Source organism: Pseudoalteromonas sp. CO109Y (assembly GCF_004208935.1).
GTDB classification, from domain to species: Bacteria; Pseudomonadota; Gammaproteobacteria; order Enterobacterales; family Alteromonadaceae; genus Pseudoalteromonas; species Pseudoalteromonas shioyasakiensis.
Genome location: NZ_SGPD01000014.1, coordinates 39,277 through 65,361, shown reverse-complemented (window position 1 = coordinate 65,361; position 26,085 = coordinate 39,277). Strand labels below are relative to the sequence as shown.

The 26,085-nt window shown below is 40.8% G+C and carries 26 protein-coding genes; 17 read left to right on the top strand and 9 right to left on the bottom strand.

Annotation, left to right across the window (positions count from 1 at the left end; translation table 11 throughout):
• Positions 1 to 528: a hypothetical protein gene (locus tag EXT43_RS05570; RefSeq protein WP_062564864.1), complete on the bottom strand. Its 528-nt coding sequence runs from the start codon at positions 526 to 528 to the stop codon at positions 1 to 3.
• A gap of 1 nt (position 529) precedes the next feature.
• Complete coding sequence (locus EXT43_RS05565) at positions 530 to 1,987, bottom strand: HAMP domain-containing sensor histidine kinase (RefSeq protein WP_062564863.1); 1,458 nt, start codon at positions 1,985 to 1,987, stop codon at positions 530 to 532.
• Positions 1,988 to 2,299: 312 nt separating this feature from the next.
• Between EXT43_RS05565 and EXT43_RS05560 the strand changes: the two genes are divergently transcribed.
• The 5 genes from EXT43_RS05560 to EXT43_RS05540 all read left to right on the top strand — a co-directional run bounded on the left by EXT43_RS05560 (position 2,300) and on the right by EXT43_RS05540 (position 5,073).
• Positions 2,300 to 2,527, top strand: coding sequence for a cag pathogenicity island protein Cag25 (locus EXT43_RS05560; protein WP_062564862.1), 228 nt, complete (start codon positions 2,300 to 2,302; stop codon positions 2,525 to 2,527).
• A gap of 9 nt (positions 2,528 to 2,536) precedes the next feature.
• The gene (locus EXT43_RS05555; protein WP_054551189.1) at positions 2,537 to 2,764 is read left to right on the top strand and encodes a hypothetical protein; all 228 of its coding nucleotides are present in this window, start codon (positions 2,537 to 2,539) and stop codon (positions 2,762 to 2,764) included.
• A 103-nt stretch (positions 2,765 to 2,867) separates the two neighbouring features.
• Positions 2,868 to 3,101, top strand: a complete 234-nt coding sequence (locus EXT43_RS05550) for an EF-hand domain-containing protein (RefSeq protein WP_054560866.1) — start codon at positions 2,868 to 2,870, stop codon at positions 3,099 to 3,101.
• 4 nt (positions 3,102 to 3,105) lie between these two features.
• The gene (locus EXT43_RS05545) at positions 3,106 to 3,339 is read left to right on the top strand and encodes an EF-hand domain-containing protein (protein WP_054560867.1); all 234 of its coding nucleotides are present in this window, start codon (positions 3,106 to 3,108) and stop codon (positions 3,337 to 3,339) included.
• Positions 3,340 to 3,432: 93 nt separating this feature from the next.
• Positions 3,433 to 5,073 (top strand): amidohydrolase, encoded by a 1,641-nt coding sequence (locus tag EXT43_RS05540; RefSeq protein ID WP_062564861.1) that lies wholly within the window; start codon positions 3,433 to 3,435, stop codon positions 5,071 to 5,073.
• Positions 5,074 to 5,075: 2 nt separating this feature from the next.
• Here the strand turns inward: EXT43_RS05540 and EXT43_RS05535 are convergent, their stop codons facing one another.
• Positions 5,076 to 5,306 (bottom strand): YgjV family protein, encoded by a 231-nt coding sequence (locus EXT43_RS05535; RefSeq protein ID WP_062564860.1) that lies wholly within the window; start codon positions 5,304 to 5,306, stop codon positions 5,076 to 5,078.
• Between the two features lie 268 nt (positions 5,307 to 5,574).
• On the opposite strand from EXT43_RS05535, the gene EXT43_RS05530 reads away from it, so the two are divergent.
• A complete protein-coding gene (locus EXT43_RS05530) occupies positions 5,575 to 6,231 on the top strand; it encodes a Crp/Fnr family transcriptional regulator (protein WP_054560870.1) in 657 nt (218 codons plus the stop codon).
• A 361-nt stretch (positions 6,232 to 6,592) separates the two neighbouring features.
• Positions 6,593 to 8,521, top strand: a complete 1,929-nt coding sequence (locus EXT43_RS05525; protein WP_062564859.1) for a hypothetical protein — start codon at positions 6,593 to 6,595, stop codon at positions 8,519 to 8,521.
• A gap of 215 nt (positions 8,522 to 8,736) precedes the next feature.
• Here EXT43_RS05525 and EXT43_RS05520 read toward each other — a convergent pair whose 3' ends face one another.
• Together EXT43_RS05520 and pepB are read right to left on the bottom strand one after the other, a co-directional pair.
• Positions 8,737 to 9,303: a phosphoribosyltransferase family protein gene (locus tag EXT43_RS05520; protein WP_054560872.1), complete on the bottom strand. Its 567-nt coding sequence runs from the start codon at positions 9,301 to 9,303 to the stop codon at positions 8,737 to 8,739.
• Between the two features lie 207 nt (positions 9,304 to 9,510).
• A complete protein-coding gene (gene pepB, locus EXT43_RS05515; protein ID WP_054560873.1) occupies positions 9,511 to 10,806 on the bottom strand; it encodes an aminopeptidase PepB in 1,296 nt (431 codons plus the stop codon).
• A gap of 149 nt (positions 10,807 to 10,955) precedes the next feature.
• On the opposite strand from pepB, the gene sfsA reads away from it, so the two are divergent.
• From sfsA to mdoH, 10 genes are all read left to right on the top strand, one after another.
• Positions 10,956 to 11,675 (top strand): DNA/RNA nuclease SfsA, encoded by a 720-nt coding sequence (gene sfsA / locus EXT43_RS05510; protein WP_130166536.1) that lies wholly within the window; start codon positions 10,956 to 10,958, stop codon positions 11,673 to 11,675.
• Positions 11,676 to 11,927: 252 nt separating this feature from the next.
• Positions 11,928 to 12,371: an RNA polymerase-binding protein DksA gene (gene dksA, locus EXT43_RS05505; protein ID WP_054551179.1), complete on the top strand. Its 444-nt coding sequence runs from the start codon at positions 11,928 to 11,930 to the stop codon at positions 12,369 to 12,371.
• Between the two features lie 20 nt (positions 12,372 to 12,391).
• Positions 12,392 to 13,336, top strand: a complete 945-nt coding sequence (gene gluQRS / locus EXT43_RS05500) for a tRNA glutamyl-Q(34) synthetase GluQRS (protein ID WP_130166530.1) — start codon at positions 12,392 to 12,394, stop codon at positions 13,334 to 13,336.
• Between the two features lie 292 nt (positions 13,337 to 13,628).
• Positions 13,629 to 14,915: a polynucleotide adenylyltransferase PcnB gene (pcnB, locus tag EXT43_RS05495; RefSeq protein ID WP_240701472.1), complete on the top strand. Its 1,287-nt coding sequence runs from the start codon at positions 13,629 to 13,631 to the stop codon at positions 14,913 to 14,915.
• Between the two features lie 2 nt (positions 14,916 to 14,917).
• Positions 14,918 to 15,406, top strand: coding sequence for a 2-amino-4-hydroxy-6-hydroxymethyldihydropteridine diphosphokinase (gene folK, locus EXT43_RS05490; protein WP_062564857.1), 489 nt, complete (start codon positions 14,918 to 14,920; stop codon positions 15,404 to 15,406).
• A 29-nt stretch (positions 15,407 to 15,435) separates the two neighbouring features.
• The gene (gene panB, locus EXT43_RS05485; protein WP_062564856.1) at positions 15,436 to 16,230 is read left to right on the top strand and encodes a 3-methyl-2-oxobutanoate hydroxymethyltransferase; all 795 of its coding nucleotides are present in this window, start codon (positions 15,436 to 15,438) and stop codon (positions 16,228 to 16,230) included.
• On the top strand, positions 16,231 to 17,082 hold the full coding sequence (gene panC / locus EXT43_RS05480; RefSeq protein ID WP_062564855.1) for a pantoate--beta-alanine ligase: 852 nt from the start codon (positions 16,231 to 16,233) through the stop codon (positions 17,080 to 17,082). It begins immediately after the preceding gene.
• A gap of 57 nt (positions 17,083 to 17,139) precedes the next feature.
• Positions 17,140 to 17,379: a hypothetical protein gene (locus EXT43_RS05475; RefSeq protein WP_062564854.1), complete on the top strand. Its 240-nt coding sequence runs from the start codon at positions 17,140 to 17,142 to the stop codon at positions 17,377 to 17,379.
• Positions 17,380 to 17,725: 346 nt separating this feature from the next.
• A complete protein-coding gene (locus EXT43_RS05470) occupies positions 17,726 to 19,444 on the top strand; it encodes a glucan biosynthesis protein G (protein WP_130166529.1) in 1,719 nt (572 codons plus the stop codon).
• A complete protein-coding gene (mdoH, locus tag EXT43_RS05465) occupies positions 19,416 to 21,398 on the top strand; it encodes a glucans biosynthesis glucosyltransferase MdoH (RefSeq protein ID WP_062564852.1) in 1,983 nt (660 codons plus the stop codon). The genes EXT43_RS05470 and mdoH overlap by 29 nt, the downstream gene beginning before the upstream one ends.
• Positions 21,399 to 21,450: 52 nt before the next feature.
• Here mdoH and EXT43_RS05460 read toward each other — a convergent pair whose 3' ends face one another.
• From EXT43_RS05460 to EXT43_RS05445, 4 genes are all read right to left on the bottom strand, one after another.
• A complete protein-coding gene (locus tag EXT43_RS05460) occupies positions 21,451 to 22,419 on the bottom strand; it encodes a phosphate ABC transporter substrate-binding protein PstS family protein (protein WP_054560880.1) in 969 nt (322 codons plus the stop codon).
• Between the two features lie 91 nt (positions 22,420 to 22,510).
• A complete protein-coding gene (phoR, locus tag EXT43_RS05455; RefSeq protein WP_062564850.1) occupies positions 22,511 to 23,842 on the bottom strand; it encodes a phosphate regulon sensor histidine kinase PhoR in 1,332 nt (443 codons plus the stop codon).
• A gap of 56 nt (positions 23,843 to 23,898) precedes the next feature.
• Positions 23,899 to 24,588 carry a phosphate regulon transcriptional regulator PhoB gene (gene phoB, locus EXT43_RS05450; RefSeq protein WP_054551169.1) on the bottom strand — a complete coding sequence of 230 codons (690 nt, stop codon included), beginning with the start codon at positions 24,586 to 24,588 and terminating at the stop codon, positions 23,899 to 23,901.
• A 146-nt stretch (positions 24,589 to 24,734) separates the two neighbouring features.
• A complete protein-coding gene (locus EXT43_RS05445) occupies positions 24,735 to 25,685 on the bottom strand; it encodes a porin (protein ID WP_062564849.1) in 951 nt (316 codons plus the stop codon).
• Positions 25,686 to 26,085 lie beyond the last annotated feature (400 nt).

Sequence of the window (26,085 nt, the reverse complement as noted above, 5' to 3'; positions counted from 1 at the left end):
TTACTGCTCCTTGGTCTCATCACGTAGCAGAAGTTGTTGTTCGATAGTCGCAAGCGACGATAAGGTTTTTTCCATTTCATCACTTAGCGCTTGCTTAGCTTGTTTTGCCGCTAAATTCTGTTGTAAATATTGCTTTTGTAACCAAAGATACTGCTTAATATCATCTGGCCAATAAAAAGCATGGTCACTTTGTTCAAGCCGATTAAGGGCTTTTTCTGGCTCAGAAGCCCCGAGTAAACAAATCGACTCAAACAGACGCTTTAGCTCATTTTCACCAACATAATTTGCTTTATCAGAGCTTGCTTTAAAGCCACCACACTTAGCAGCATGCCAAGCAATGACTGTACTTGTAGGCGGGTATAACGGCTCACTTTTCGGCCGAGGCTTTGGATTAGGTTGCCCTTGAGGTTTCACACCTGTTGTCGGCTCTACTTGCTCTGGCTCAACATGCTTTTGCGTGATCGTGCACCCTGTTATAAAAAGTGTGCCTATAACAAGCATAAAACTGGCTTTATTCGCTAAGCCCATATCAGTTAACTCCTTGGGTTAATTGAATTGGTAAAATGGCTGTAAATACACACCCTTGTGGCTCATTATCTGTAATAGAGAGCTTACCGTTTAATTGTTCAACGGTTTCTTTAACTATGGTTAAACCAAGCCCGCTGCCCATTTCAGTATGTTGTTTTGCATTCTTACCTTGGTAAAAAGCCCCAAACACAGCGGCTTTTTCAGTATCTTCTATCCCTACTCCTAAGTCGCTGACACTCAAAATTAACTGCCCCTGTTTTAAGCTTGCTTTTATTGTCACTGACTCGTGTTCCGGCGAAAACTTCAGCGCATTTGAGGTAAGCTGAATAAGCACCATTTCAAGTAGCTCAATTGAGATAAACAAGGCTTTATTTGGTAACTCGTTAACCCAAGTAATGGATAAATCACGCGCTGATAATCGGTGCTCAAAATGACGCTCAATTTTATTCATCATCAAGTTAAAGTTAAGCTCGCTTAGGCTTTGCTTACTCGTTCGAATCGCGTTGTAACTCAATAAGCTTTCAATCATGGCTCTGAGTCGCACCATACTTTGTGTTATTAACTCAAGGACAGCTTGTTGCTCGCTATTGATTGGGCCAACAATTTCATCTGCAAGTAAATCTGTGCCTTCAACCATCGAAGCAAGGGGCGTTTTTAGTTCATGTGTCACATGGCGTAAAAACGTATCTTTTTGCTGCTCAAGCATATGTAACTGCGCTTGAACCCACTCAAGTTTATTACCTAATTCAACTAACTCTGACGAGCCTCGAACTTGAATTTTTTGCTGCCAATGGCCTTGTCCAAGTTTATCAATTACATTTGTGAGTTCTCTGAGCCGTCCGCTGATCCGCCAAAGAAACCCTCCCCCGACCAATAAAGTGAGTGGAATTAACGCAACCAACCAATTAATAAATGAAGCTTGAAGTGCTTTTAATTGCTGCTGATTTTTTGTGATGCGTAATTCATTTTGCTCTTTGAGCCAATTTGTTTGCTCACTGATAAGCTTACTAGCGGGTGCAAACAGCTCACCATCTTGCTTTTGTTCTATTAATAAATATTGATGCGCAAATTGTAATACCTCAGCCAATTGCCGCCACTGCGAGACATAATCAGCGGTTGGGCTTAAGAAAATGAGCTCATCGACACTTTGCAGTGACGATTGCCACTTGTTGGCAATCAAGCTATCGAGGGATTCACTTTTGAGCACCCAGTTTTGTCGAGTTGCTCGTTCAAGGCTATTTAAGTCTTGTTTGAGGTTGTTAAATGCTTTGGTAATTTCGTAATTGTCACCGACGATTTCTTGAGTCACCGCAAGCTGCTTATTAAGCGCATTTAAAAATAAAATCACCACCAAAGATAACGGTAGTAAAGACAGCAAAATGCTACAGACGAACTGGCCAATAAGACTAGGTCGCCAATTGAGTAACTGTTTTATTTTTATCGCTACTGTATTTTGCATATTCACTCTCAACATAATTGCAGATGCAGATTATTAGTGAACAAACTTAGACACTCGCTGAATCCGACCTTAAAAAGTGCTGATTTTTACCCAAAAACCGATACAAAGTTGCTATTTGGCAACATGCTAACTAATTGAAATAATAAGAATAAACTTTTAACACCTGAAAATCGTTGCAAAAAAGACACAATACCCTGTAACTATTTCGCATTCAAAACCACATAAAATTAATAACTAATTGATAATTAAGAACTTTTAAAATTGGCACTGATTTTGATTAGTACTAAGCAAATTAGTTATTTAGGACACAAAATGAAAGTAACGGCCTTGGCAGCCACCCTGCTTATAAGTCTCATCTCGTTAAGTAGTTATGCACTTGATTTGCAAACAACGTTTAACGAACTCGATAAAGACAGTAATGGTTTTTTGAGTGAAGCAGAAGCATCTGAAGATGCATTATTACATGGCAACTTTACGCAAATTGATAGTAACCAAGATGGCCAAATTTCATTTTCTGAGTTTCAGTCGTTTATTCAATAGGAGATTGTAATGAAACAACTATTAGCTGCATTCTCGCTAATGTTTTTAGTTATCAGCGCCACCGTTTTAGCATCACAAATGGATGTTCGATTTGCTAAATTTGATACAAACGCCGACGGCGAGATTTCATTAACTGAAGCAACCAAACACGATAACCTACTTAAGCAATTTGCCGATCTGGATGAAAACGGCGATCAGGTTCTGTCTGAACAAGAGTTTGAAAAATTTAAACCTTAACGGCTTAAAGTGCTTGCCATAATCCCAGAGGGAATGTGTAAACGGATTTAAATTTTGGGAGTTAAATTATGGCAAGCGCTTTTATTTATAAAGGAGAGTAATTATGAGAATTTTCTGGCTTGCTTCATGTACCTTAATTACTATAAGCTTCAATAGCTTAGCATTGGATGTAAAACAAAGATTTGATCACCTTGATAAAGATAAAAATGGTTTTTTATCTGTGCAGGAACTGTCTTCTCAACCGCACTTGCAAAAACGCATAGCACAGTGGGATACAGATAAAGATCAACAAATCTCGCTCCTTGAATTTAAACACTATTTAACAAACAAGAGTTAAAATAATGTCAAAATTAACCTTTGCCAGCCTAATTTTATGTGGTGTATTTAGCACAATAAGTTTTGCTGCAGATAGTATTGGTGAAAAATTTAAACAACTTGATCGTAATGACGATGGTTACCTGACTCGTTCAGAGTCAGCGAGAGACCCTGCTCTGTGGTCACGTTTCAAAAACTACGACAGCGATAAAGATAATAAATTATCGCTTAGTGAATTTAAGGTCTACGCAAGCAAATAAAGCGTTACAATTAACTATTTACTTGCTGCTGAGTTGCAGTTTACTGCAACTCTGATACTGTTTTCATAAATCAATAAAAACTATTAGAAGATTATGAAACTCATCATCAGCTTACTAGCAACAGCTTCACTTAGCTGCTTTGCCAACACCACTGTTATTTATAATATAAATGGCTACACGCCTACCTACAAAGGCGAAACCCAACACTTTTCTGCACTGGTTTTTAAAGACGGTAAAGTCGTAAAAACAGGCAATGACTCAATTAAAAATAGCTTCCCTGACGCCACCGCAATTGATGGCAAGCAAGCCACGTTGTTACCTGGCTTAGTCGATGCTCATGGCCATGTAATTGGTTTAGGTAATAACCTTTCACAACTTGATGTCAGAAATACGAACTCGGCAGATGAGGTTGGCAAAATGCTGGCTGAGTTTGCCAAAGATAAACAAGGTTGGATCATTGGTCGCGGTTGGAATCAAGAGCAGTGGCCAGGCGGTGAGTTTCCAACTGCAGCTGATTTAGACAAATATGTAAAAGACAAACCTGTGGTGCTTTCTCGCGTTGATGGCCATGCTGTGTGGGTTAATTCAAAAGCCATGGAACTTGCAAGTATTTCCAAACAAACTCCCTCTCCTGCCGGCGGTGAAATTTTAAAGTTAGATTCTGGCTTACCTTCAGGGGTATTCATTGATAAAGCCGAAACGCTTGTTACCCAACATGTACCAAAAGCAAGCCATGCCAGCATTAATACGGCATTAGATAATGCAGGTAAACATCTACTAAGTTTGGGTATTACATCAACCCATGATGCCGGTATCGATTACGACACGTGGCAAGTGTACAAGCAGCGCTCTGAGCAAAATACCCTTCCCGTAAGAATCGTTGCCATGCTAAGTGCTGCCGATCCTCAACTAGAAACCATGCTCAAAGCGGGCAAATATAAAGACATGAATGACATGCTGTCGATTCGAAGTGTCAAAGTGTATGCGGATGGTGCTTTAGGAAGCCGAGGCGCAGCCCTTATCGAGGAATACGCTGATCGTAAAAATCACCATGGCTTAATGCTTGAAACCCAAGAAAAACTTGAGCAACTATTCAACTTAAGCTTTGCCCATGGCTTTAGTGCGAACACCCACGCCATTGGTGATAAAGCCAATCATGTTGTGCTAGATGCCTATGAAAATGTGTTTAAAAAAACCGGTGGGATTTTACTGCGTAACCGAATTGAACATGCACAAATTGTTACTCCTGAAGATATCCCTCGTTTTAAAACGTTAAAAATTATTCCATCAATGCAGCCTGTTCATGCAACCTCTGATATGCATATGGCAGAGCAGCGCCTAACTGAAAAACAACTTGAAGGGGCGTATGCTTGGAAAACCTTTTTAGCGCAAGGCTCTGTAATTGCAGCAGGTTCTGACTTTCCTGTAGAACTTGCTGATCCGTTTGATGGCTTATATTCAGCCATTACACGAATGGATCATAATCAACTTCCTGAAGGTGGCTGGCGACCACAAGAGCTGCTATCGCGTGATGAAGCTTTGCGTGCGTTTACTTTAGGTGGTGCTTATGCTGCACATCAAGAGTTTAAGGTAGGTAGTTTAGAACAAGGAAAGTGGGCTGACTTTATTTTGATTGATAAAGACTATTACAAAGCCCCAGTTTCTGAGATCCACGATATAAACGTGACGCAAACTTGGATTGCGGGCGAGCTAAAATATAAAAAAGAGGAATAATGCTACTTAGCGTCAGCTTTTTGCTGACGCTTTAATTTAACGATGTGGTAAATATTTACAAACGCCAGTAAGCCATTGGTAAAGGCTACCGGAACGGCACCAATTGCCAGCCCGTAGAAGGTAAATGCAATACATCCTGCTAGGTTGAGCCAGCGTAGTTTTACTACATCGCTCATTGTCAAAGAAGCAACCAACAGTGCTGACGCTAAATAGCCTAAATATTCCCAACTCAATTGTTCTCTCCTAGGCTTTAGGTTAGCATTGGAGCTTGTCATTTTTTTTGACGCACTCTGTGCTAGTTTGACAATAAAATAAAAAAGCTAACTTACTAAAAACCTTGTAAAGCTTAAGAATAATCTTGGCTTTAAAATCATTACACGGGAAATGAAGGTATCAGTAACGTGAAACACCTTACTAGCAAGTTAGCGTAAATTCTTAGAATCTTAATGCTAACGTCATTAAGATGTAATAAATAGGACAATTGTCCGAAGAGCGGCGTTAATGTTTCAATATCATTTTTCAAGCTATCTTGTTGACCAATTACTGACATTTGCTGGCAGTAGTTTTCAACAAGCTAAAAAAGAAGTGCTGATCCACCAAGATCAACCTTTGTCAAAACTCGTATTAGTGAGAAGCGGCACAGTGTCGTTCAGCTATGACGTGGGTAATGGCCGACGCCTTCTTTTGGGCCAGCTTGATTGTAACAACACACTGATTGGTGAGATTGAAGCACTGAATAACTACCCGTGTATTTACACAGTTACGTGCTTTAGCGATGTAAGTTATAACCTAATTGAGCTTAAACACTGGCGCGCACTACTATTAGAAAAGCCAGAGTTAAGCTTGTACACGGCGCAAACAATTGCTGCTAAGTTCCAAGAAAACCAAAAAATAAACTTAGATAAGCTGCTATTACCACTAAGCTACAACATAGCTAAAGATTGCTTATTAAGAGCAGAAAACAGCAACCCAACACTACTGCGTGCCTACCCTACCGTAAATGCTGAAGCTGAGCGCTTTGCTACCACAGAAAGAGCTTATAGACGAGTAGTTACAGAACTAGTTGAAAAAGGCTTAGTGCAGCGAAGCAATCAAGGTTTACAAGTGGTAGATATCGACAAGCTTAGTGACTACGTAGAAAGTTTTGCGCAGTTATAAATGTGTTACAAATTTTTCTTAAATGCTTTAAAATAATATTACCAAACTGAAAAGCAAAGTCAGCACAAGTTCAGTTGGATAATCTATAAATATTCATAGAGTTAAGCTTCTTAACAGTAAGACTCTATATTACAATTTAGCAAAGCGGTTTGTTATCAGCTGTTGCACTTGAAAGATAAGACAGAACTTTCTTATTTTATTAATGAAAGTATATATAATGTTCACTTGACGTATATATAATGTACGCTTATCCTTCAATAACAGATAACCATGTGTGGCGTTTTTTCGGTGCACAAACCGGTACTATTTGCTCTAATAAAAGTCTGATTACTTTACGAGAAAGGAAAGAAAGGTAACGATTATGGGAAACAATGAATTTAAACTAACCAAGCTAGCGCTAGCGTTAGGTGTCACTTTAAGCTTAAGTGGTTGTTTGAGTGATGACGACAAAAACGACACAGTGCCTGAGCCACCAGTTCCAACACAAGATGTAGCAGTTCCACCTACGGCAGCTGAGACTCAAGCAGGTGCTATCTCCGTTAGCTTAATTGATGCTACAGGCGAATTGCTTGATGAATCAGTGACGGCAACCATCACATTTACATCTTCTGAAGATGGCTTACTAAGTGTTGCTGGTGATGCACTTTCTGATGAAGACAAGTCAACTACAGATGGAGCTTTCAGCTTTACTCTTGAGTCGATCCCTGCTGACGGCGTAACTTACGATTATGTTGTTTCTGCTGAAGGATACTTAAATAATTCTGGCTCATTCACAGTAACAACTACTGAAAACGTAGCAGCTGATGAAATCCGACTAACGCCACGTAATTTAGCTGATTCTGATGTTCCTATTGTTGCAGAAACTAAATCATTAGAATCTTTAGTACCTGAAGGTGAAAATACAACTGTAGCCTATGATCCAACAACCGGCTTAAGTGTTTCTGGTGATAAAGACGAAATTGAACTTCCTCAATCTGTAAACAAAGCTGGCGTTGCTGTTGGTGGTACTACTGTTAAAATTAAAAACGGTACTCAGTTTTTAACTGCTGACGGTACAGCTTTAGAAACAGTGCCTGAAATCACTGTGGCTTACTTTGCTAACGAAGCAACACGTAATGAAACTGAAGCTGATAGCGCTACAGTTGAAAATTCATCTCTTGATGCATTTCCTGGTGGTTTAGCCCTTTCTGTTGCAAACCCTGATGGCTCAGATTCAAATGTTTCTGGTTCATTTACATCAGGTGGTTTCGTTGCAATCGAGCTTACTGATGATGCTGGTAATAAAGTAAAAACATTCGGTGAAGGAAACTCTCTTACTGTTGCAATGCAGGTAGATCAGAATACTTCAAACCCATGTCCAGTTTCAGTTCCGGCTGGTACAACTGACCTTTCGGCATATGCAGAAGCTAATGGCTACAGCATGGGTGTTTGTACGTTAACTTCTCCAACAGCTCGTAAAATCGCTGTAGGTGATGTATTCCCAGTTTGGAGTTATGATGAAGACGCTGGTAAGTGGTCTTTTGAAAGCTATGGTGAAGTTACAGACAATGATAGTGCAGACACGTTTGACGTTTCTGTAGACGTTAATCACTTATCTTATTGGAACTTAGATTACTTCAACAATAATCAATGTTCTAGCGTATCATTCGATATTGTTGACAGTAACGACCAACCAAATGCAGGCCGATATAGTCTAGTAATTGAGAATAACGGTTTCCGCCGTAATGTTCGTAATTTAAGAGCTAATAGAGGCGATTATTCACAAGCTAATATAGCTAATCCTCCTGGCTTCCCTGTTACATTGAAAATACGTCAAAAGGGTGCAAACGTTTTAGCCGGTTTAGCAAGTGATGCGGGTACTACTGCTACGAAATTGAGCGTTAGTAATATTTGTGATTTAGATGGCGAAACTTTAAAGCTAACTACTTCAAACCCTGGCATTATTTCTAAGCAAGTTACTACTCAGTTAGTTTGTAGTAACACTGAAGACTTTGATGTTAACGCTGATCCAGTTCCTACACCTACATATTCTCGTCTATTCTCAGGTAATGCACTTGTAAATACTTACTATGGAGAAGGTGCTACATTTAATGTTGCTTTAGAGGAAGGTTCAAGCTATTCAATTAGATATTATGACTATGGTAATAGACAATGGCTTTCTCAAGATTTAGAGGTAAACACAACACCTGTAACTCTTGATATACCTACAGTTTGTGAAGTTGTTGAGCAACCAATCACAGGTGGTACTGGTGGTACTGGTGGTACTGGTGGTTCTGGTAACGGTGGCTAGTCCACGACGCTAATAAAGCTTTTAAAACCGCGCTTATGCGCGGTTTTTTATTGCCTTTAAAAAATATACATAAACACCAATCTTTTCTTTTTTGATAAGCATCAATGCATTTGTGCAGCTTAAACTACCCTATTATCAATAGGGAGTTTTACGCTCTTAATTTAAGACAATAAAAAAGGCTCACTAAGAGCCTTTTATGAAAAATTTGGACAAGGTTACTTTTCAAGTAAAATGTCGTGGATGTTCGCTAAATCAGATTTACCTTCGATAATTTCGTCTGGCGTTAGGCCTGAAAGTTCATGAGGGAACACTAACCACTCTTCAGACTCATGAATGAAGTAATCTGGCACCATGTCTACCTTTGAGTTCTTCGGCTTGTAATATGGGCATGCAACGCGAATATCACGTGGTAGGTTTAAACGCATTAACTCCGAAAGCTTTTCTTTTAATGCAAAAATACTGCGGCCAGAATCGAACACGTCATCAACGATTAGTAATGAATTGTCTGCATTGGCATTTTCAATGATGTAATGCAAACCGTGAACTTTGATCTCTTTAGATTGCTGGTTAATACCGTAATACGAAGAAGTACGCACTGCGATATGGTCAGTTTCTATACCTTTGTAATCGTAATATTCTTGAACTGCGATACCAATTGGAGCACCACCACGCCAAATACCAATGATGAAATCAGGACGGAAACCATCTTCATAAACTTGTGCCGCAACACGAAATGAATCTTCAAGAAGCTGCTGCGCAGTGATATAGCACTTATCTGACATAAATAGAGACCCCAGTGTGAATTGATCATTCAAGTGTAGCTAATTTAATAAAAACTAACCACAGGATGAGAAAATGTGGGGCGTGATTTTATACTAATTTACTCAAAAAAGCTTGTATCAGTTTGTAAAATTACCCTTTAGATTAAAAAAGCCCCTTAACTTAGATAAAGTTAAGGGGCTTTTAATTAACTAGAAAAAGGTAATTGCTTATGCTTTTTCTAGTAATGTTCTTGCAACGGTACGCATACCTTGTGTTGTTGCGCCTGCAGCCCACTCGCTTGTGCTACCCATGTTAAATGCAGCAGCAAGGTCAATGTGAACCCAACCTTTACCTTCATTTGGCACAAAGCGTGATAAGAAACCAGCCGCATTAGAAGCACCACCGTAGCCACCACCTTTTTGTGGACGACTGTTTGCCGTATCAGCATATGGCGACGGGCAATTTTGTTGGTGCCACTTTTCAAGTGGTAGTGGCCAAGCAGCTTCCATTTCTTGCTCTGCAAAGTCTTGTACGTCACGTACAAGCTCTTTATCAAGACCGAACAATGCATTGTACTCTTGACCAACAGCAACAAGCGCAGCGCCTGTTAGCGTTGCTGCATCAATGATTAATGGCGCGCCAGACTCACCTGCAGCCATTAAGCCATCAGCTAGCACTAAACGACCTTCAGCGTCGGTATTAACGATTTCAACTGTGGTGCCATTTTTATACGTTAAGATATCACCAAGTTTGTAGGCATGGCCTGAAATTAAGTTTTCAGCACAGCATAAGAACAACTTAATGCGTTTGTTGATACCACGGCTAATAGCAAGTGCTAAACCTGCAGTCACAGTTGCTGCGCCACCCATGTCGCATTTCATGCCTAACATGCCTTCACTTGCTTTGATTGAGTAACCACCTGAATCAAACGTAATGCCTTTACCAACTAAAGCGGCTGCAACAGGCGCGTTTTCATCACCAGTTGGGTTGTAATCTAATGCTAATAATACTGGTGGACGTTCACTACCACGGCCTACCGCATGGATACCAATCCATTGTTGCTCTAATAAAGCATCACCTTTAATAATTTGGTAGCTTACGTGCTCAGGTGCTAGTGACTGAATAAACTCAGCTGCTTTACCAGCTAGGCTCTCTGGGAAAATATCATCAGCTGTGCCATTGATCATTTGACGAGCCCACGTCGCAGCTTGCTTTAAAGAAGCCAATTCTTTGCCGTCTGTTTTTGCATTTTCAACAAACTCAATAGCATCTAAATTCTTTGGTGAAACAAAGCCTTGGTAGAAAGCCCATTGTGTTTCTGTACACCAAACATCGCCCACTAAGGCAATATTTTTTAAGCCTTGATTAGCTAACGTACGTGCTGCTTTTTGTACGTTTTTAAGTGTATCTTGCTCAGTTAAATGAACAGTTGCGCCTTGTTCAGTAAAAGAAAGAGCGGCTTTTTCGCCCCAATGTGCGGCAGCGCCCTGCTCGCTAAGTTGAACTAGAAATTTTTCTGACATGTTAGAATACTCTTTGCGCTAAAAATGTTACTCGAGTTTACTACAGCCAACGTCAGTTCCCAACAGCTTGCGATAAATAGCATTATGAGATGTGGTTCAATCCTCGTAATGAATCACTTACAATAAAGAAAAACGAATTACTAAGAGCCATGAAATTTACTCCCGCATTACAAACAGCTACCTTAATTAAACGCTACAAACGTTTTTTAGCCGACTTAAAAACTGCCGATGGCACAGAGTTTACAGCTCACTGTGCTAATACCGGCAAAATGACGGGATGTGCAGAGCCTGGGTTTAAAGCGTTTTATTCAACCAGTGATAATGCTAAACGTAAGTTCCCTCAATCCTTGCAATTAACTCAGAACCAATTCGATCACTTAATATGTGTTAATACCGCGATTGCAAACAAAGTTGTGCAAGAAGCCTTAAATGCAGGCGCGATTGCTGAACTTGTTGACTATCAAAGAATTGCTGCAGAAGTAAAATACGGCCAAGAAAATAGCCGTATCGACTTTTTATTAACAGATAAACATAAACCCCATTGCTATGTAGAAGTAAAATCTGTGACATTGCTTTCGCAAACAGAACCACAATCTGGGCAAGGGTATTTTCCGGATGCAAAAACTGAGCGAGGCCAAAAACATCTGCGAGAGCTAATAGAGATGGTGCAACAAGGGCATCGTGCAGTGCTATTTTTTGCAGTTTTACATGAAGGTATCAATCAAGTGAGTGCGGCAAAACATATCGACTCAAAATACGCCCAACTTTTAACTGAAGCTATAGATAATGGTGTTGAAGTGATTGCTTATAAAGCAAAAATTTCGGCAGAAGAAATTAAGTTGCAAGAAAAATGTGATTTTCTGAACTAAGCTACTCTTTTACGAAAACGACAATAAAAGCACTATTTTAGTTGTATTATTTTTTTTTGCCCATATAACTTAGCAAATTTAAAAAATTTATGGATAGTTAAGGGCTTACAAAACCGCCCATAATTATTTGAGCAATCATTAGCGCAAGGTCAAGAGGATTAATTAAAAATAAATTTGCCTCAGTCTAATGATTCTGCTATTTATAGCCGCCGGCTAACGCTGGGCAAAATATTAAGGATTTAGGAGAAAGTTATGCCAGACCAAAAAAGACTAGGGTTATTGGCTCAGGCCGGGTTAGAACCATATCAGGAACAGCCAGGTGAAGAGTATATGAATGAAGCACAACGTGCTCATTTCAAAACAATTTTAGAAGCTTGGCGTAACGATTTACGTAACGAAGTAGACCGTACTAAATCGCATATGCAAGACGAAGCAGCTAACTTTCCGGATCCAGTAGACCGTGCAGCACAAGAAGAAGAATTCTCATTAGAACTTCGTACTCGTGACCGTGAGCGTAAACTGATCAAGAAAATTGAAAAAACGATTCAATTAATCAAAGAAGACGATTTTGGTTTCTGTGAATCATGTGGTATCGAAATTGGTATCCGCCGCCTAGAAGCGCGTCCTACAGCTGATTTATGTGTAGACTGTAAAACGCTTGCGGAAATTAAAGAAAAGCAATCTGGACGCGGTTAATTACATCCTTTAATTAGCCCATGTCTACCACAGCCGTTAACACGCCAATGCGTGAATATCGTGGCCGCTTTGCGCCATCCCCTTCAGGGCCATTACATTTTGGCTCACTTATAGCGGCTGTGGGTAGCTTCCTTGATGCAAAAGCCAATCAAGGAAAATGGTTAGTACGCATTGAAGATATCGACACAACGCGTGTTGTAAGCGGTGCTAGCGACGATATATTACATACCTTAGAGGCTTACGGTCTTTACTGGGACGAGCCTGTTATATACCAAACCCAGCGTCATGAGCAATACCAAGCCATTGTTGACGAGTTAATTTCGAAAAACCTTGTTTATGCATGTCATTGCACGCGCAAAGAAATTAAAGCAATCGGTGGGGTATACCAAGGCCACTGCCGTTATAAAAACCACGCTTTAACTGATTCAGCGCTACGTTTAACCCAGCAATTTGCAACCAGTCACTACCATGATTTAATTCAAGGTAAAGTGTCTGTTGATAGCCAACTTGCCAAAGAAGATTACTTAATAAAGCGCAGCGATGGTTTATTTGCTTACCAACTGGTCGTAGTCGCCGATGATATTGCACAAGGTATTACAAGAGTCGTTCGCGGAGCTGATTTACTCGAACCGACCGCACGACAACTCAGTTTGTTTAAGCAGCTAAATAAACCGGCCCCAGAATACGCCCACCTACCTTTAGCAGTAGCTAAACCCGGTTTTAAGCTATCAAAACAAAATTACGCTCCGGCAATAGCAAAATCAGATCCAAAGCCCGCGTTGTTCGATGCCTTGCGCTTTTTAGGCTTAAAGCCAGAAAGCTCACTTTTATCGTTAAATATCGAACAGATGTTAGTTTGGGCTATTGAAACTTACCGCCTTGAACACATACCAAAGGTGCAAGAAATACAAGTTAGCGAGGATCCAAACTCTCCTTTTTGTAACTTTGTTACTATTGAAAAATAAATTGCCAATTTTAAAGGCCGAGTAACTTAATTTTTCAGCCCTGCTGGTATATGATAGCGACCCAAAGTGTGCGAATCATCAACACCTTAATTTAGCGCCATTTAAAACACACTGATTACACGTCAATCTCACATCGGCGAAGTATCAAACAAACGCTATACTTGATGAGTCGCAAAGTCCGCGTCGTAGGAGACAGATTATTATTTCTAAGCTTTTTCAATTTTGTCGGCAGATTATTGGCCCAAATGCCACGACATCAAGTGATGCTTTGCCAACGAGCGAGTTACCTTTGGTGATCGAGCGCAGTGAACATGGTATTTCGCGCAAACAATTTAGCCCAAATGCAATCAAAGTATTGTACCGCCTTAAAGAAGGTGGTTTTGATGCCTACCTTGTAGGTGGTTGTATTCGAGATATATTGTTAGGCCAACAACCAAAAGACTTCGACGTTGTAACAAACGCAACCCCTGAGCAAATCAAAAAGCTATTTCGTAACTGTCGCCTAATTGGTCGCCGTTTTCGTTTAGCCCATATCGTGTTTGGTCGAGAAATTATTGAAGTGGCGACCATGCGTGGCCATCACGAAGCCGAAGAAAGCAAAAATCAAATTAGTCAATCAAGTGAACACGGCCAACTCCTGCGTGACAATGTCTATGGCAGCATCGAAGAAGATGCCGAGCGCCGCGACTTTTCGATTAATGCACTTTACTACTCAATTAACGATTTTTGTATTTATGACTATGCCAATGGCATTAGCGCGATAAAAGCAAAACAAATTGAGCTGATTGGCGACCCAGAAACACGTTACCGTGAAGACCCTGTGCGCATGTTACGTGCAGTGCGTTTTGCCACCAAACTAGGAATGAGCATTGCACCTGGCACCGAAAAGCCAATTAAAAGCCTTGCTAACTTACTTGATCATATTCCGCCAGCTCGTTTGTTTGAAGAATCACTCAAATTGTTTTTAAACGGCAAAGCTGAAGAAAACTACTTAATGCTACGCCAATATGGTTTATTCAAAGCATTATTTCCTGCGCTTGATAAAATCTTAGATGCCAACCCTGAAGGCTTTGAGCATACGTTTATCCTGCAAATGTTTAAAAACACCGATAAACGTATTAATGCTGATAAAAAAGTCACCCCAGCCTTTATTTTTGCAGCCTTATTGTGGTTCCCATTGCAGAGCATTGCGAAGAAGTTACAACAACGCGACCAACTTTCAGAGTACGATGCATTTGCACAAGCAATGAACAAAGTGCTGAGTGAAAACGCGCAACAGGTAGCAGTACCAAAACGCTTCACCTTGGGTGCACGCGATATTTGGCATATTCAGCAACGCCTTGATAAACGAGGTGGTCAGCGCGCTTATAGGCTCACTCAACAGCCTCGCTTCAAAGCCGCTTATGATTTCTTATTACTGCGTGTGCAAGCTGGCGAAGAGCAACAAAAAGAGCTTGCTGATTGGTGGACAACCTACCTAAGCCAAGACATTAATGGCCAAAAAGAGATGGTTAAAAACTTAGGACACCAAGGTGGCCCTAAGCGCCGTCGTCGCCCACGCAAGAAAAAAGTAGACTAAGTATGCATACCGTTTATTTAGGTTTAGGTGCCAACTTAAACACACCACGTAAACAAATTCATGCTGCTGTCACTGCCCTAAAAGCATTAAAAGATGTTGAGTTTGTTTGTGTATCCCATGATTACGCAAGCAAACCAATGGGGCCACAAGATCAACCCGATTATGTAAATGCAGTCGCGTGTGTTAAAACTGCACTTAAGCCAGAGCAGTTACTTGATTTAACTCAAGCCATTGAGCTTGAGCATGGCCGTGTTAGAAAAGAAGAACGCTGGGGTCCGCGTACCCTTGATATAGATATTTTATTGTTCGGTAATGACGTGATAGACACCCCTCGCTTAACTGTGCCTCATTATGGCCTAACAGAGCGAGAGTTTGTTGTTTATCCCTTGTTGGAAATTGCACCAACACTTGTACTACCGAATAATCAATCACTTGCTGATATAACAAAAACGTTGCCTTTAAACGATTTACAACAACTCCCTCAGCAGTAATCAACCAAGGCTAAGCCTTAGAGGAAATTATGTCTAAAATCACCGTTTCAACCTTGAATAAAATGAAACAAGAACAACAAAAAATCACCGCATTAACGGCTTACGACGCCAGCTTTGCTAAATTGTTTCATGATAATGGCGTCGAGGTGATCTTAGTCGGTGACTCACTAGGCATGGTATTGCAAGGTGCTGATGACACCCTTGCTGTAACCAACACAGATATTGCATACCATACTCGCTGTGTGCGTGCCGGTAGCCGCGAATTATTTGTGATTGCTGACTTACCATTTATGACCTATGCCAACCCAGCTGATGCCTGTAAAAATGCAGCAGAGCTGATGCGTGCTGGGGCAAACATGGTTAAGCTTGAAGGTGGCGAATGGCTGCACGACAGCATTCGTGCAATGACCCAACAAGGTATTCCAGTATGTGGCCACCTAGGCTTAACACCTCAGTCAGTGCATGTTTTTGGCGGTTTTAAAATTCAAGGTCGTGAGCAATCTCAAGCCGATAAAATGGTCAGCGATGCGAAAGCACTTGAAGCGGCAGGTGCACAGTTACTTGTTTTAGAATGTATTCCAAGTGAGCTTGCTAAACGTATTACTGATGAGCTAAACATTCCTACCATTGGTATTGGTGCAGGTAATCAAACTGATGGCCAAATCTTAGTAATGCACGACCTAGTTGGTATTTCGGCAGGTTATATCCCTAAGTTTTCAAAGAACTTTTTATTAGAAACCGGCAATATGCCAGCAGCAGTGCAAAAGTATTGTGAAGATGTAAAAAGTGGTGCTTTCCCAAGTACCGAACACGAGTTTAAATAAATGCAATCAATCACTGAAATTAAATCGTTACGCAGCCAAATCAAAGCTTGGCGTCAAGCGGGCCTGAGCATTGCGCTAGTGCCTACCATGGGCAATTTACACCAAGGTCACTTTTCACTTGTTGAAAAAGCCAAAACATTGGCTGATAAAGTGGTTGTGAGTATCTTTGTAAACCCGATGCAATTTGGTGCCAACGAAGACCTTGATAGTTACCCGCGTACACTAAACGAAGATAAACAAGGTTTAGCAGATCTTGGTACTGATATCGTGTTTACCCCATCCGTTGAAACAATTTACCCAAATGGTTTAGGCGAGCAAAGCTTTGTCGATGTACCGGGGGTTTCTATGGGTTACTGTGGAGGCTCGCGTCCTGGTCACTTCAAAGGCGTTGCAACCGTTGTCACTAAATTATTTAATTTAGTACAACCTGACTTTGCTTGTTTTGGTGAAAAAGATTTTCAGCAGCTACAGGTTATTAAAACCATGACGCGCGACCTATCTATCCCAGTTGAAATTATTGGCGTACCTACTTGCCGCGAAATCTCTGGTTTAGCAATGAGCTCTCGTAATGGCTATTTATCTGATGAGCAAAAAGACACCGCAAAAGTACTGTTTGCCACACTAAATAATACTGCAACGGCACTTAAACAAGGCAGCGCAGACATTGCAGCTCTTGAGGCAGATGCAAAAGCACAACTTGAAAAGGCAGGACTAAAACCTGACTATTATTCGATTGCAGAGCGCTCTACACTAAAACCAGCCACCGTGGCTGACAAACAACTTGTTATTTTAGCTGCTGCTTATTTGGGCTCAGTACGTTTAATTGACAATTTACAAGTTGAGCTGGATTAAATAGCAACAATCTGGGTAAGATGGATTGCAAAGAAAAGACATAAACTAGGGATAAGCATGAAAAAATTACCAGCAATTGCAGCAACATTGTTTGCTATGACATTACTGTCTGCCTGCTCAAACAAAATTGACAACCCAGAAATGCAGCAATGTGCTCAGCAAAACTATCAATGCGAAGCGAGCTGTGAGCAACAAAGCACCGCTGATGGCTTAGTTCATAAAGTCTGTAGCAACAAGTGCATTGAAGCTTACAACCAATGTAAAGCCAATGCAGAAAAGTTAGGCGAAGTTAAATAACAACGACTCGCTTTTTAAGGCACTGAAAACCTATTCGGTGCCTGCACTCCCCCTCACGATTACAATTTCACTCGCACAATTAAGCCTCTGGTAATTTTGTTCATATTTTTGTTTACCCTTTAAGCTATTCATATTAGGGCAAGCTTTCGTTCATTAAACTTCTCCATATTGGTGACGAATAAACAACTGCAACCGTGTAATTGTTTCGCACTAATTTCAAAATTTTACTCTTCGCATTTAGCTGCACCAACTCAAAGCCATTGAGATTGTTAGTTTTTATTTTGGGTCCAGTAATTGCTATGAGATATGAAAGAATTAACGTGATTTACGGCTAAAGGAAAATTGAATGAAACCAGAAACCCGAACTAAGCTCTTCAGCGCTATTAAAAAGAAGACCTTCTTGGGCGTATTATTAGCCATCAGCGCAGGTCATAGTTACGCAGTTGAAGAACCAGATCAGCCAAAAGCAACTGAAACAGAACAAACAGCCGCTGAGGTTCAAGCAACCGAAAATGAAAAACAGCAAGTAAAGGATAGTGCTGCGGTTGAGCTTAAGCCTGCAATGATCACGATTCCAGAAGAAAAGCTATTTGAAGTTATCACTGCACGTGCGAAGAAATTAGCCTCTGAGCCGTATGTAGCCCCTAAGGAGTTAGAGCTTGAAGCATTAACTAGCATTGGTTATCAGGACTACCGTGCAATTCGTTTTCGTACTGAGCAAGCAATTTGGAAAGATCAAAGCCTGTATGAAGTGCAGTTATTCCACCCAGGCTTCTTATATCGCTCACCGGTTGCAATTAATACTCTTGAGCAAAATGCCGAAGTAAAAAGTTTACCTTTTAAAACAGATTACTATCGTTACGATGCAACTGCTGCCCCGTTAGAGCAAGAGATCAGCACCGCTATTGCCAATACACAACTTGGCCATGCAGGTTTTCGTTTGCATTTTCCACTGAACAACAACCAGTACAAAGACGAAGTAGCTGTGTTCCAAGGTGCTTCGTATTTTCGTTTAGTTGGCCCGCATCAAGTATATGGTCTGTCAGCTCGAGGTCTTGCAGTTGATACAGCACTGAGCTCAGGCGAAGAATTTCCTGTATTCAAAGAGTTCTGGTTAGTAAAACCTGCACCCGAAGATACTACCATCGTGCTTTATGCATTATTAGATAGCCCTTCAGTGTCGGGAGCCTATCGTTTTGAACTAACACCTTCTACTAACACTGAAGTAAAAACCGAGATGCAAATTTTTGCCCGTAAAGACATTAAAAAGCTCGGCATAGCCCCGCTAACAAGTATGTTTTACCACGGTGAAAATAGTACTAAGTTTTTTGATGATTACCGCCCTGAAGTACATGATTCTGATGGCCTATTAATGCAATCAGAACAAGGTCAATGGATTTGGCGTGCACTGAATAACCCGAAGAAATTGAGCGTGACTTCGTTTAGCTACGCGAACCCTAAAGGCTTTGGCCTTGCGCAGCGAGACCGAGATTTTAATAACTACCTTGATACCGAAGCGCATTATCACAACCGTCCGAGCATGTGGATTGAGCCAGTGGGTAATTGGGGTAAAGGGCGTGTTGAGTTAGTAGAGATCCCAACAGATACCGAAACTAACGACAATATTGTTAGCTACTGGGTGCCAGAGCAGCCAATGAAAGCTGGTGACAGCTTAAGTTTTAGTTACAAGCTGTCGACTTTCAATGCCACACTTGCAACTCAAGATAAAGCGAGTGTGTTAAGAACTCGAATTGGTAGTGCAGCATTACCTGGTGAAGACAATCCACCACCAAAAAGCCACCGCCAATTTACCGTTGATTTTAGTGGCGAAACGATTAATCAACTATCTGCTAATTTTGCCATGCAGGCGGATCTTACACTCTCAGCTGGGCAAATAAGCGATAAAACGGTACAGCAGTTACCAAACAATCAAGGATGGCGCGTAGCATTTAAAGTGGCGCCAGAGGGAGATAAGCCTGTTGATATGCGCTTATCGTTAAAACTACGTGATAAAGAAATCAGCGAGGTATGGAGCTATGTCTGGTATCCAAACGACGTCCAATAGTAAAGCATTAAAGGCAACAGCAATGCCATTTAAGAAGACCCGCGCTTGGCTTTTTTCGAGCCTAGCGCTTACCATTACCGCCTATGGCGTGTGGATCATGTTCGATATTTTAAATTCAAACGGCATGACACCGCTTGAGTACGCTTTACTGGCATTATTTACAGTTACCTTCGCGTGGATTGTTACAGCCTTTTGTAGTGGCTGTATGGGCTTTATCTTGCAATTATTTCGTATTGACCCGTTGACCTTAAAACGTCAAAAGCCAATCGAGATTAATCAGCATGCCTTGAGCCAAACTAAAACAGCCATTGTTATGCCTATCTACAACGAAGATACAGAGCGTGTCATCGCCGGTTTTGAAGTAAGTTTACGCTCGCTGGCTAAAACAGGGCAAATGCCGCATTACGACTTTTACTTGCTAAGTGATACGCAAGACCCTGAAATTGCACGTAATGAACTTAAAGCGTGGAATGCACTTACTGAGCGCTTAGGTGATTTAGCAAAGCATACTTTTTATCGTCGCCGTGAAGATAATAAACACCGTAAAGTGGGTAACTTAACTGATTTTTGTGAACGTTGGGGTAGCCAGTACGATCACATGATTGTGCTTGATGCCGATAGCATTATGACGGGTCAATGTATGCTTGAACTGACTTCTAGCATGATCAGCAATCCAAAATCAGGCTTGATCCAAACGATCCCTATTCCAGTTCGCCAAGACACGTTTTTTGGTCGTTTTTTACAGTTTGCATCAATTTTATATAGCCCAATGCTGGCAACTGGTTCTGCTTTTTGGCAAACAAACCAAGCAAACTACTGGGGCCACAATGCGATTATTCGCGTTGAAGCATTCACAAAGTGCTGCGGCCTACCTGTTTTAAAAGGTAATGCCCCATTTGGTGGTGAGATCTTAAGTCATGACTTTGTAGAAGCTTCTCTGCTACACCGCAGTGGTTGGGATGTGTTACTGCTTAGCGATGTTGAAGGCAGTTACGAAGAAGTACCAAGTAACATTCTCGATTACGCGATTCGTGATAGACGTTGGGTGCAAGGTAATATCCAGCATTTAGGTTTACTGCCTAAATCAGGTCTTAAGCTAATGAGTAAAATGCACTTTTTATTTGGTGCCACAGCTTATATTTCATCGTTGATTTGGTTATCTATGCTGGCATTAAGTACCTTAGATGCAGTAACTCGTGCACTTAATAGCGACGTGTACTTTAATCATGCTTATCAACTTTTCCCAACCTGGCAAATTGCTAAAACGGATTTAATTGATTCGTTGTTATTTATTACAGCTGTATTGTTGTTACTGCCTAAATTAATGGGCGTAATTGTGACTTTAGTGCATCGTAATAAAGCCTTTGGCGGTACGATGAAATTAATTGCCGGTTCACTCATCGAAACTATTTTTGCGATTGTGATTGCCCCTTTAATGATGGTGTTTCATAGCTACTTTGTAGTGTGCGTATTTTTAGGCAAAAAAGTTAGCTGGGATGCACAACCTCGCGAAGGCAGAATGGTGCCGTGGAAAGAAGCGATTGGTTATACGTTATTTTCGACTATTACCGCGATTATCTGGGGTTCGGTTGCCTACTATTACACACCGACTTTCTTTTGGTGGTTATCACCTATTTTAGTAGGCCTTATTTTAGCAGCGCCAATTGTACGCTATTCAAGCAGCATCGGCTTAGGTGTGAAAATGCGAAAAATGGGTTTATTTTTATGTCCAAGTGAAGTTGAAAACGATGATACCTTAGCGGCACTTCGTGTACATCAACAAGAAATTGGCTTGCCAAAAGATGAACACGCTGACTTTAATGTACCAGCATTACCTAATGAATACCCAACGGTAATGCCTATTCAAAGCTTTAAGGCACCCTCAGGCAAAAAGCGCAAGCAAGTACGTATTGCTCAGCAACGTATTAAAGCCAAGCTCTTTGCCAAAAGCTAAACGAAAAAAAACCGCTCAATGAGCGGTTTTTTCATCTATGTCTGTATGGTTGTTACAGAAGGCCTAGCTTTTTAAGTTCAGCCATTGCCATTTTGCCTGAAAGTGGCACATAACCATCTTTCTCAACAATTTTTTGACCATCTACAGAAAGAACCATTTTTAAGAACTCTGCATCGATTGGTGAAAGCGGCTTGTTAGGGTGCTTGTTCACGTAAACATATAAGAAACGAGATAGTGGATATTTACCTGTTGCTACATTTTCTAATGTTGCATCAACAAAGTTATCGCCTTTCTTAGAAAGTGGTACTGTACGTACACCTGATGTTTTATAACCGATACCTGAGTAACCAATCGCGTTCACAGAAGAAGAGATTGACTGTACTACAGATGCAGAACCTGGTTGTTCGTTTACATTGTTACGGAAGTCACCTTTACAAAGGGCTTTCTTCTTGAAGTAACCGTAAGTACCTGATACTGAGTTACGACCGTAAAGCTGGATATCTTTTGCAGCCCAATCACCCTCAAGACCTACTTCGCTCCAACGGTTAACTTGTTCACTTGCACCACATTTACGTGTAGAAGAGAAAATCGCATCAACTTGGTCAATACGTAAACCTTTGATTGGGTTATCTTTGTGTACGAATACAGCTAGAGCATCGATTGCAACGCGAACTTCAGTTGGCTTGTAGCCGTAACGCTTTTCGAATGCTTCGATTTCTTTTGACTTCATACGACGGCTCATTGGGCCGAAGTTTGCTGTACCTTCAGTTAATGCTGGAGGAGCAGTTGAAGAACCCGCTGCTTGGATTTGAATGTTTACGTTTGGATAGAAGCGTTTGTACTCTTCTGCCCAGAACGTCATCATGTTTGCAAGAGTGTCAGAACCAACAGATGAGAAGTTACCAGAGATACCACTTGTTTTAGTGTACTCAGGCATATCTTTATCAACTGCAGCTGCTTGTGCTGATACAAATGTTGTTACAGCCACACCCATTGCGGCAACGAGATTTTTGAATTTCATAGGGGTTACTCCGATTTGTTCGTCCCATTTCCTAACTGCGGTCTACTCTAATGACACTAGATGACAGTTAGATTACCCTTAAATGACATTTTTATGACTTTGCAGTTTTTTCTATTTTTTCTTCAATACGTACGACTTTTTCGCTACCAAATGCAAACGCAAAGGTAGAGCCCTGTCCTAATTTACTGCTGATATCTAATCGACTGTCATGCCTTGTAAGTACATGTTTTGTAATTGCTAAACCTAGCCCAGACCCACCTGTCGTTCGGCTACGAGCTTTATCGACACGATAAAAACGCTCGGTTAAACGGTTAATATGCTCTGCGGCAATACCATCACCATTATCAGTCACACTAAATGCGGCTTGGTTATTTTTAAGCTGCCAATCAACCACAATCTTGCCACCTGGCTTGGTGTAATGAATGGCATTAAAAACAAGGTTAGAAAAGGCACTACGTAATTCGTCTTCGGCCCCTTTAATGTCTAAACTCGTATCAACATTAAATATAAGCTCATGGCCTTTGTCTTGGTTCAATGACTGTGCTTCGGTTTGAATATAGGTAAGAAGCTGCGGCACATTGACAGGCTTATCGTTATCTTGACGACGTGCCCCTTCAATACGCGACAAAGACAGTAATTGATTGACCAAGCTATCCATACGCTTACATTGTTCAAGCATGGTTGTTTGCGCTTTTTGCCACATTGCAGGAGGTGGTAAGCTATCTGAATCAAGCATTTCTAAGTAACCGGTTACCACAGTAAGCGGTGTTCTCAGCTCATGAGAAACATTGGCCACAAAGTCTTTACGCATCTGCTCAAGTTGCTTTAAGCGAGTAACATCACGCACCACCATCATCAACTGTGAACTCGCATAGGGCATAACACGAAACTCTAAGGTTTGATCGTAGCTGTGGCCACCATCAAGCTCGAGCGGTTCATCGAAACAAGCTTTATGCATGTACTTTGCAAACTTAGGATCGCGAATAAGATTATCTAAGCGTTGCCCATGATCGGTAGGCCATTGTAAACCTAAAACCTTTAAAGCCAATTGGTTACACCAAATAATGCTAAGATCTTTTTGTAATACGACAACCGCATCAGGCACAGCTTCGGCACCATCACGAAAACGGCGTATTAAGTCTGCCAATTCATTGCGTTTTTTACGGTTGCGGTGTTGTAAATGATAGATCCCTTCAAAGACTTGCTCCCACGCTCCCTCCCCTTCGGGTGGGTTAAAACTACGTTGATTAAGGAGCCAATCGCTGAGGCGATATAATTGATGATAATGCCAAATTAAAAGTGCAAAAGAGCCTAAAAATAAAAGCAAAAAAGGCGCACCTACAAGTACGCCAACTAATAACAAGGGTAAGAAATACATAAACAGGCGTTTTGCTAACGCCTGTTTATTCACTACTCGATACATACACTCACTTTACCTTAAGTATGTAAATTAGCTTGTTAAGGTCATTGCCATGACACTTATAATTTACTTGAAAAACGATAGCCTGCACCGCGAACGGTTTGCACTAAACGGTCATGCCCTAATGGTGCAATCGCTTTACGTAGACGGCGAATATGTACATCAACAGTACGGTCTTCTACATATACATTTGTTCCCCATACATGATCAAGTAATTGTTCACGGCTGTAAACACGTTCAGGATGCGTCATGAAGAAATGTAGTAATCTAAATTCAGTAGGCCCCATATCTAATTCACTACCTTCTGATGTTACACGGTGTGAGATTGGGTCAAGGCGTAAGCCATGAACTTCAATGGCTTCTTCTAATGAGGTTGGTGAAACACGGCGAATAACCGCTTTAATGCGCGCCATTAATTCTTTAGGAGAAAATGGTTTGGTTACGTAATCATCAGCACCTACTTCAAGGCCGCGTACTTTGTCTTCTTCTTCACCGCGAGCAGTCAGCATAATGATAGGGATCTGACGAGTATATTCGTTTTGCTTAAATTTCTTAGCAATTTGAATACCGCTACCACCAGGTAACATCCAATCTAATAAAACCATATCTGGGTATGGTTCAACCATAGCTTCAATCGCAGAGTCATAATCTTCTGCTTCAATTGCTTGAAAACCATTTTGCTCTAAAACAAAAACCAGCATCTCTCTGATAGGCGCTTCGTCATCGACGACTAGTACTTTACGTGACATTCCAATTTATCTCTTTCGTTAGCGAACTGGTTTCATTATTATGACTAAGTATGACATTTTTATGAAAGTCTAACGAGTAATTGAAAAAGCGCAAAAGAATCAAAGCAAAAATAGCCATTTTTTACGCTTAAATAGTAAATTTCGGATTAAAAGTCATACCTTAAAGTGACTGCAAGATGATCTTCATCAGCATTATTATCTAGTGAAAATTGCGTATACCACATGTACATACGTGCTTGTTTTGACAGGCTTCGTTCAACACCAACAGAAGTACCGCTACCCGAATCTTTCAATTTACCAAAGCTGCCATCAGTATCTTGATATTGCGCCAGCAACTTATATTTATCTATTTTGTAAGATGCGCTCACCAAAAAGCCATCTTCTTTGTCAGAACCTGTGACTTTTTCGCTTTGTTGATACATACCGCCTAGGGTTAAATCGCCTAATTGGCCTTGCGCCGTAAACCGTGTTGTATCATAACCGGCTACTTTACTGTCGTGGGCAACACTTACAAAGTAAGGCGCTTTTTTAAATTTACTATCACCATACATAAATGCCGCAGAAACACCGGTTTCTTCATCTTGTTTGGAGTTATCTTCAGCAATATAGGTGACCACAAATTGCATATTGCCAACAATTGGCGAACTGTAATGAACCACATCACCAAGGCGATTTTCACCATTGAACAAGGCTTTAACATCACCATTAAAGTCGTTCATTAAATCAATTTTACCCTGCGATACTTTTAACGCCGTATCGTGACGACCAAGCACTACCTGCCCATAACTGCCTTGTAGACCAACATATTGATTACGCGCAGTAATATTCTCTTCAGTTTTACCATCGCTATCTTGATCTGCCGCATTTACTGCAAATTCAAACTTATATACGGCTTTTAACCCATCGCTTATTTCACCGCTGCCTTTGATCCCCATACGAGAGTTATAGCTCTCAATAGAAGTTTCGCTGCCATCGCCAGTGTCGCTATTAGCAACCCCTAAATGGGCCCGACCATACACATCTACAGCTTCGGCAGCACTATGAAAAGAAATAATGCACATTGCAAAGCTCGACAACATCATGGCAGGTTTATTCATGGTAGCGATCCTCAATTTAAGCAATAACTTAAAAATCGAACATAAAGGGCTTTTGGTCAAGCCGAGGAGGAGATATTTCACATAAAAATCACGGATCACTGATCTACCAACTTAATCAGATCAGGATCAGATTTTTACTAAGAAGATCAACTTCAGATCAGTTTTTTACTTAGAGAATAAGATAACTTGTTGATTTAATGTTAAGGCGCTCAGCATTTCGTTTAAAAGATGAGCAAAGAAAAGCCTGTGATCAGTATACAACTAGTAAAATCATGATCCGTGAAAGCTAAGGTTAGTAAAACAGTGATCCTGAAAAACACGAGTAAGTATATCGCTGATCCGCCTTGATCGAATCATATAAAAAACCGGCATAAAGCCGGCTTTTTCACTTTACTATCAA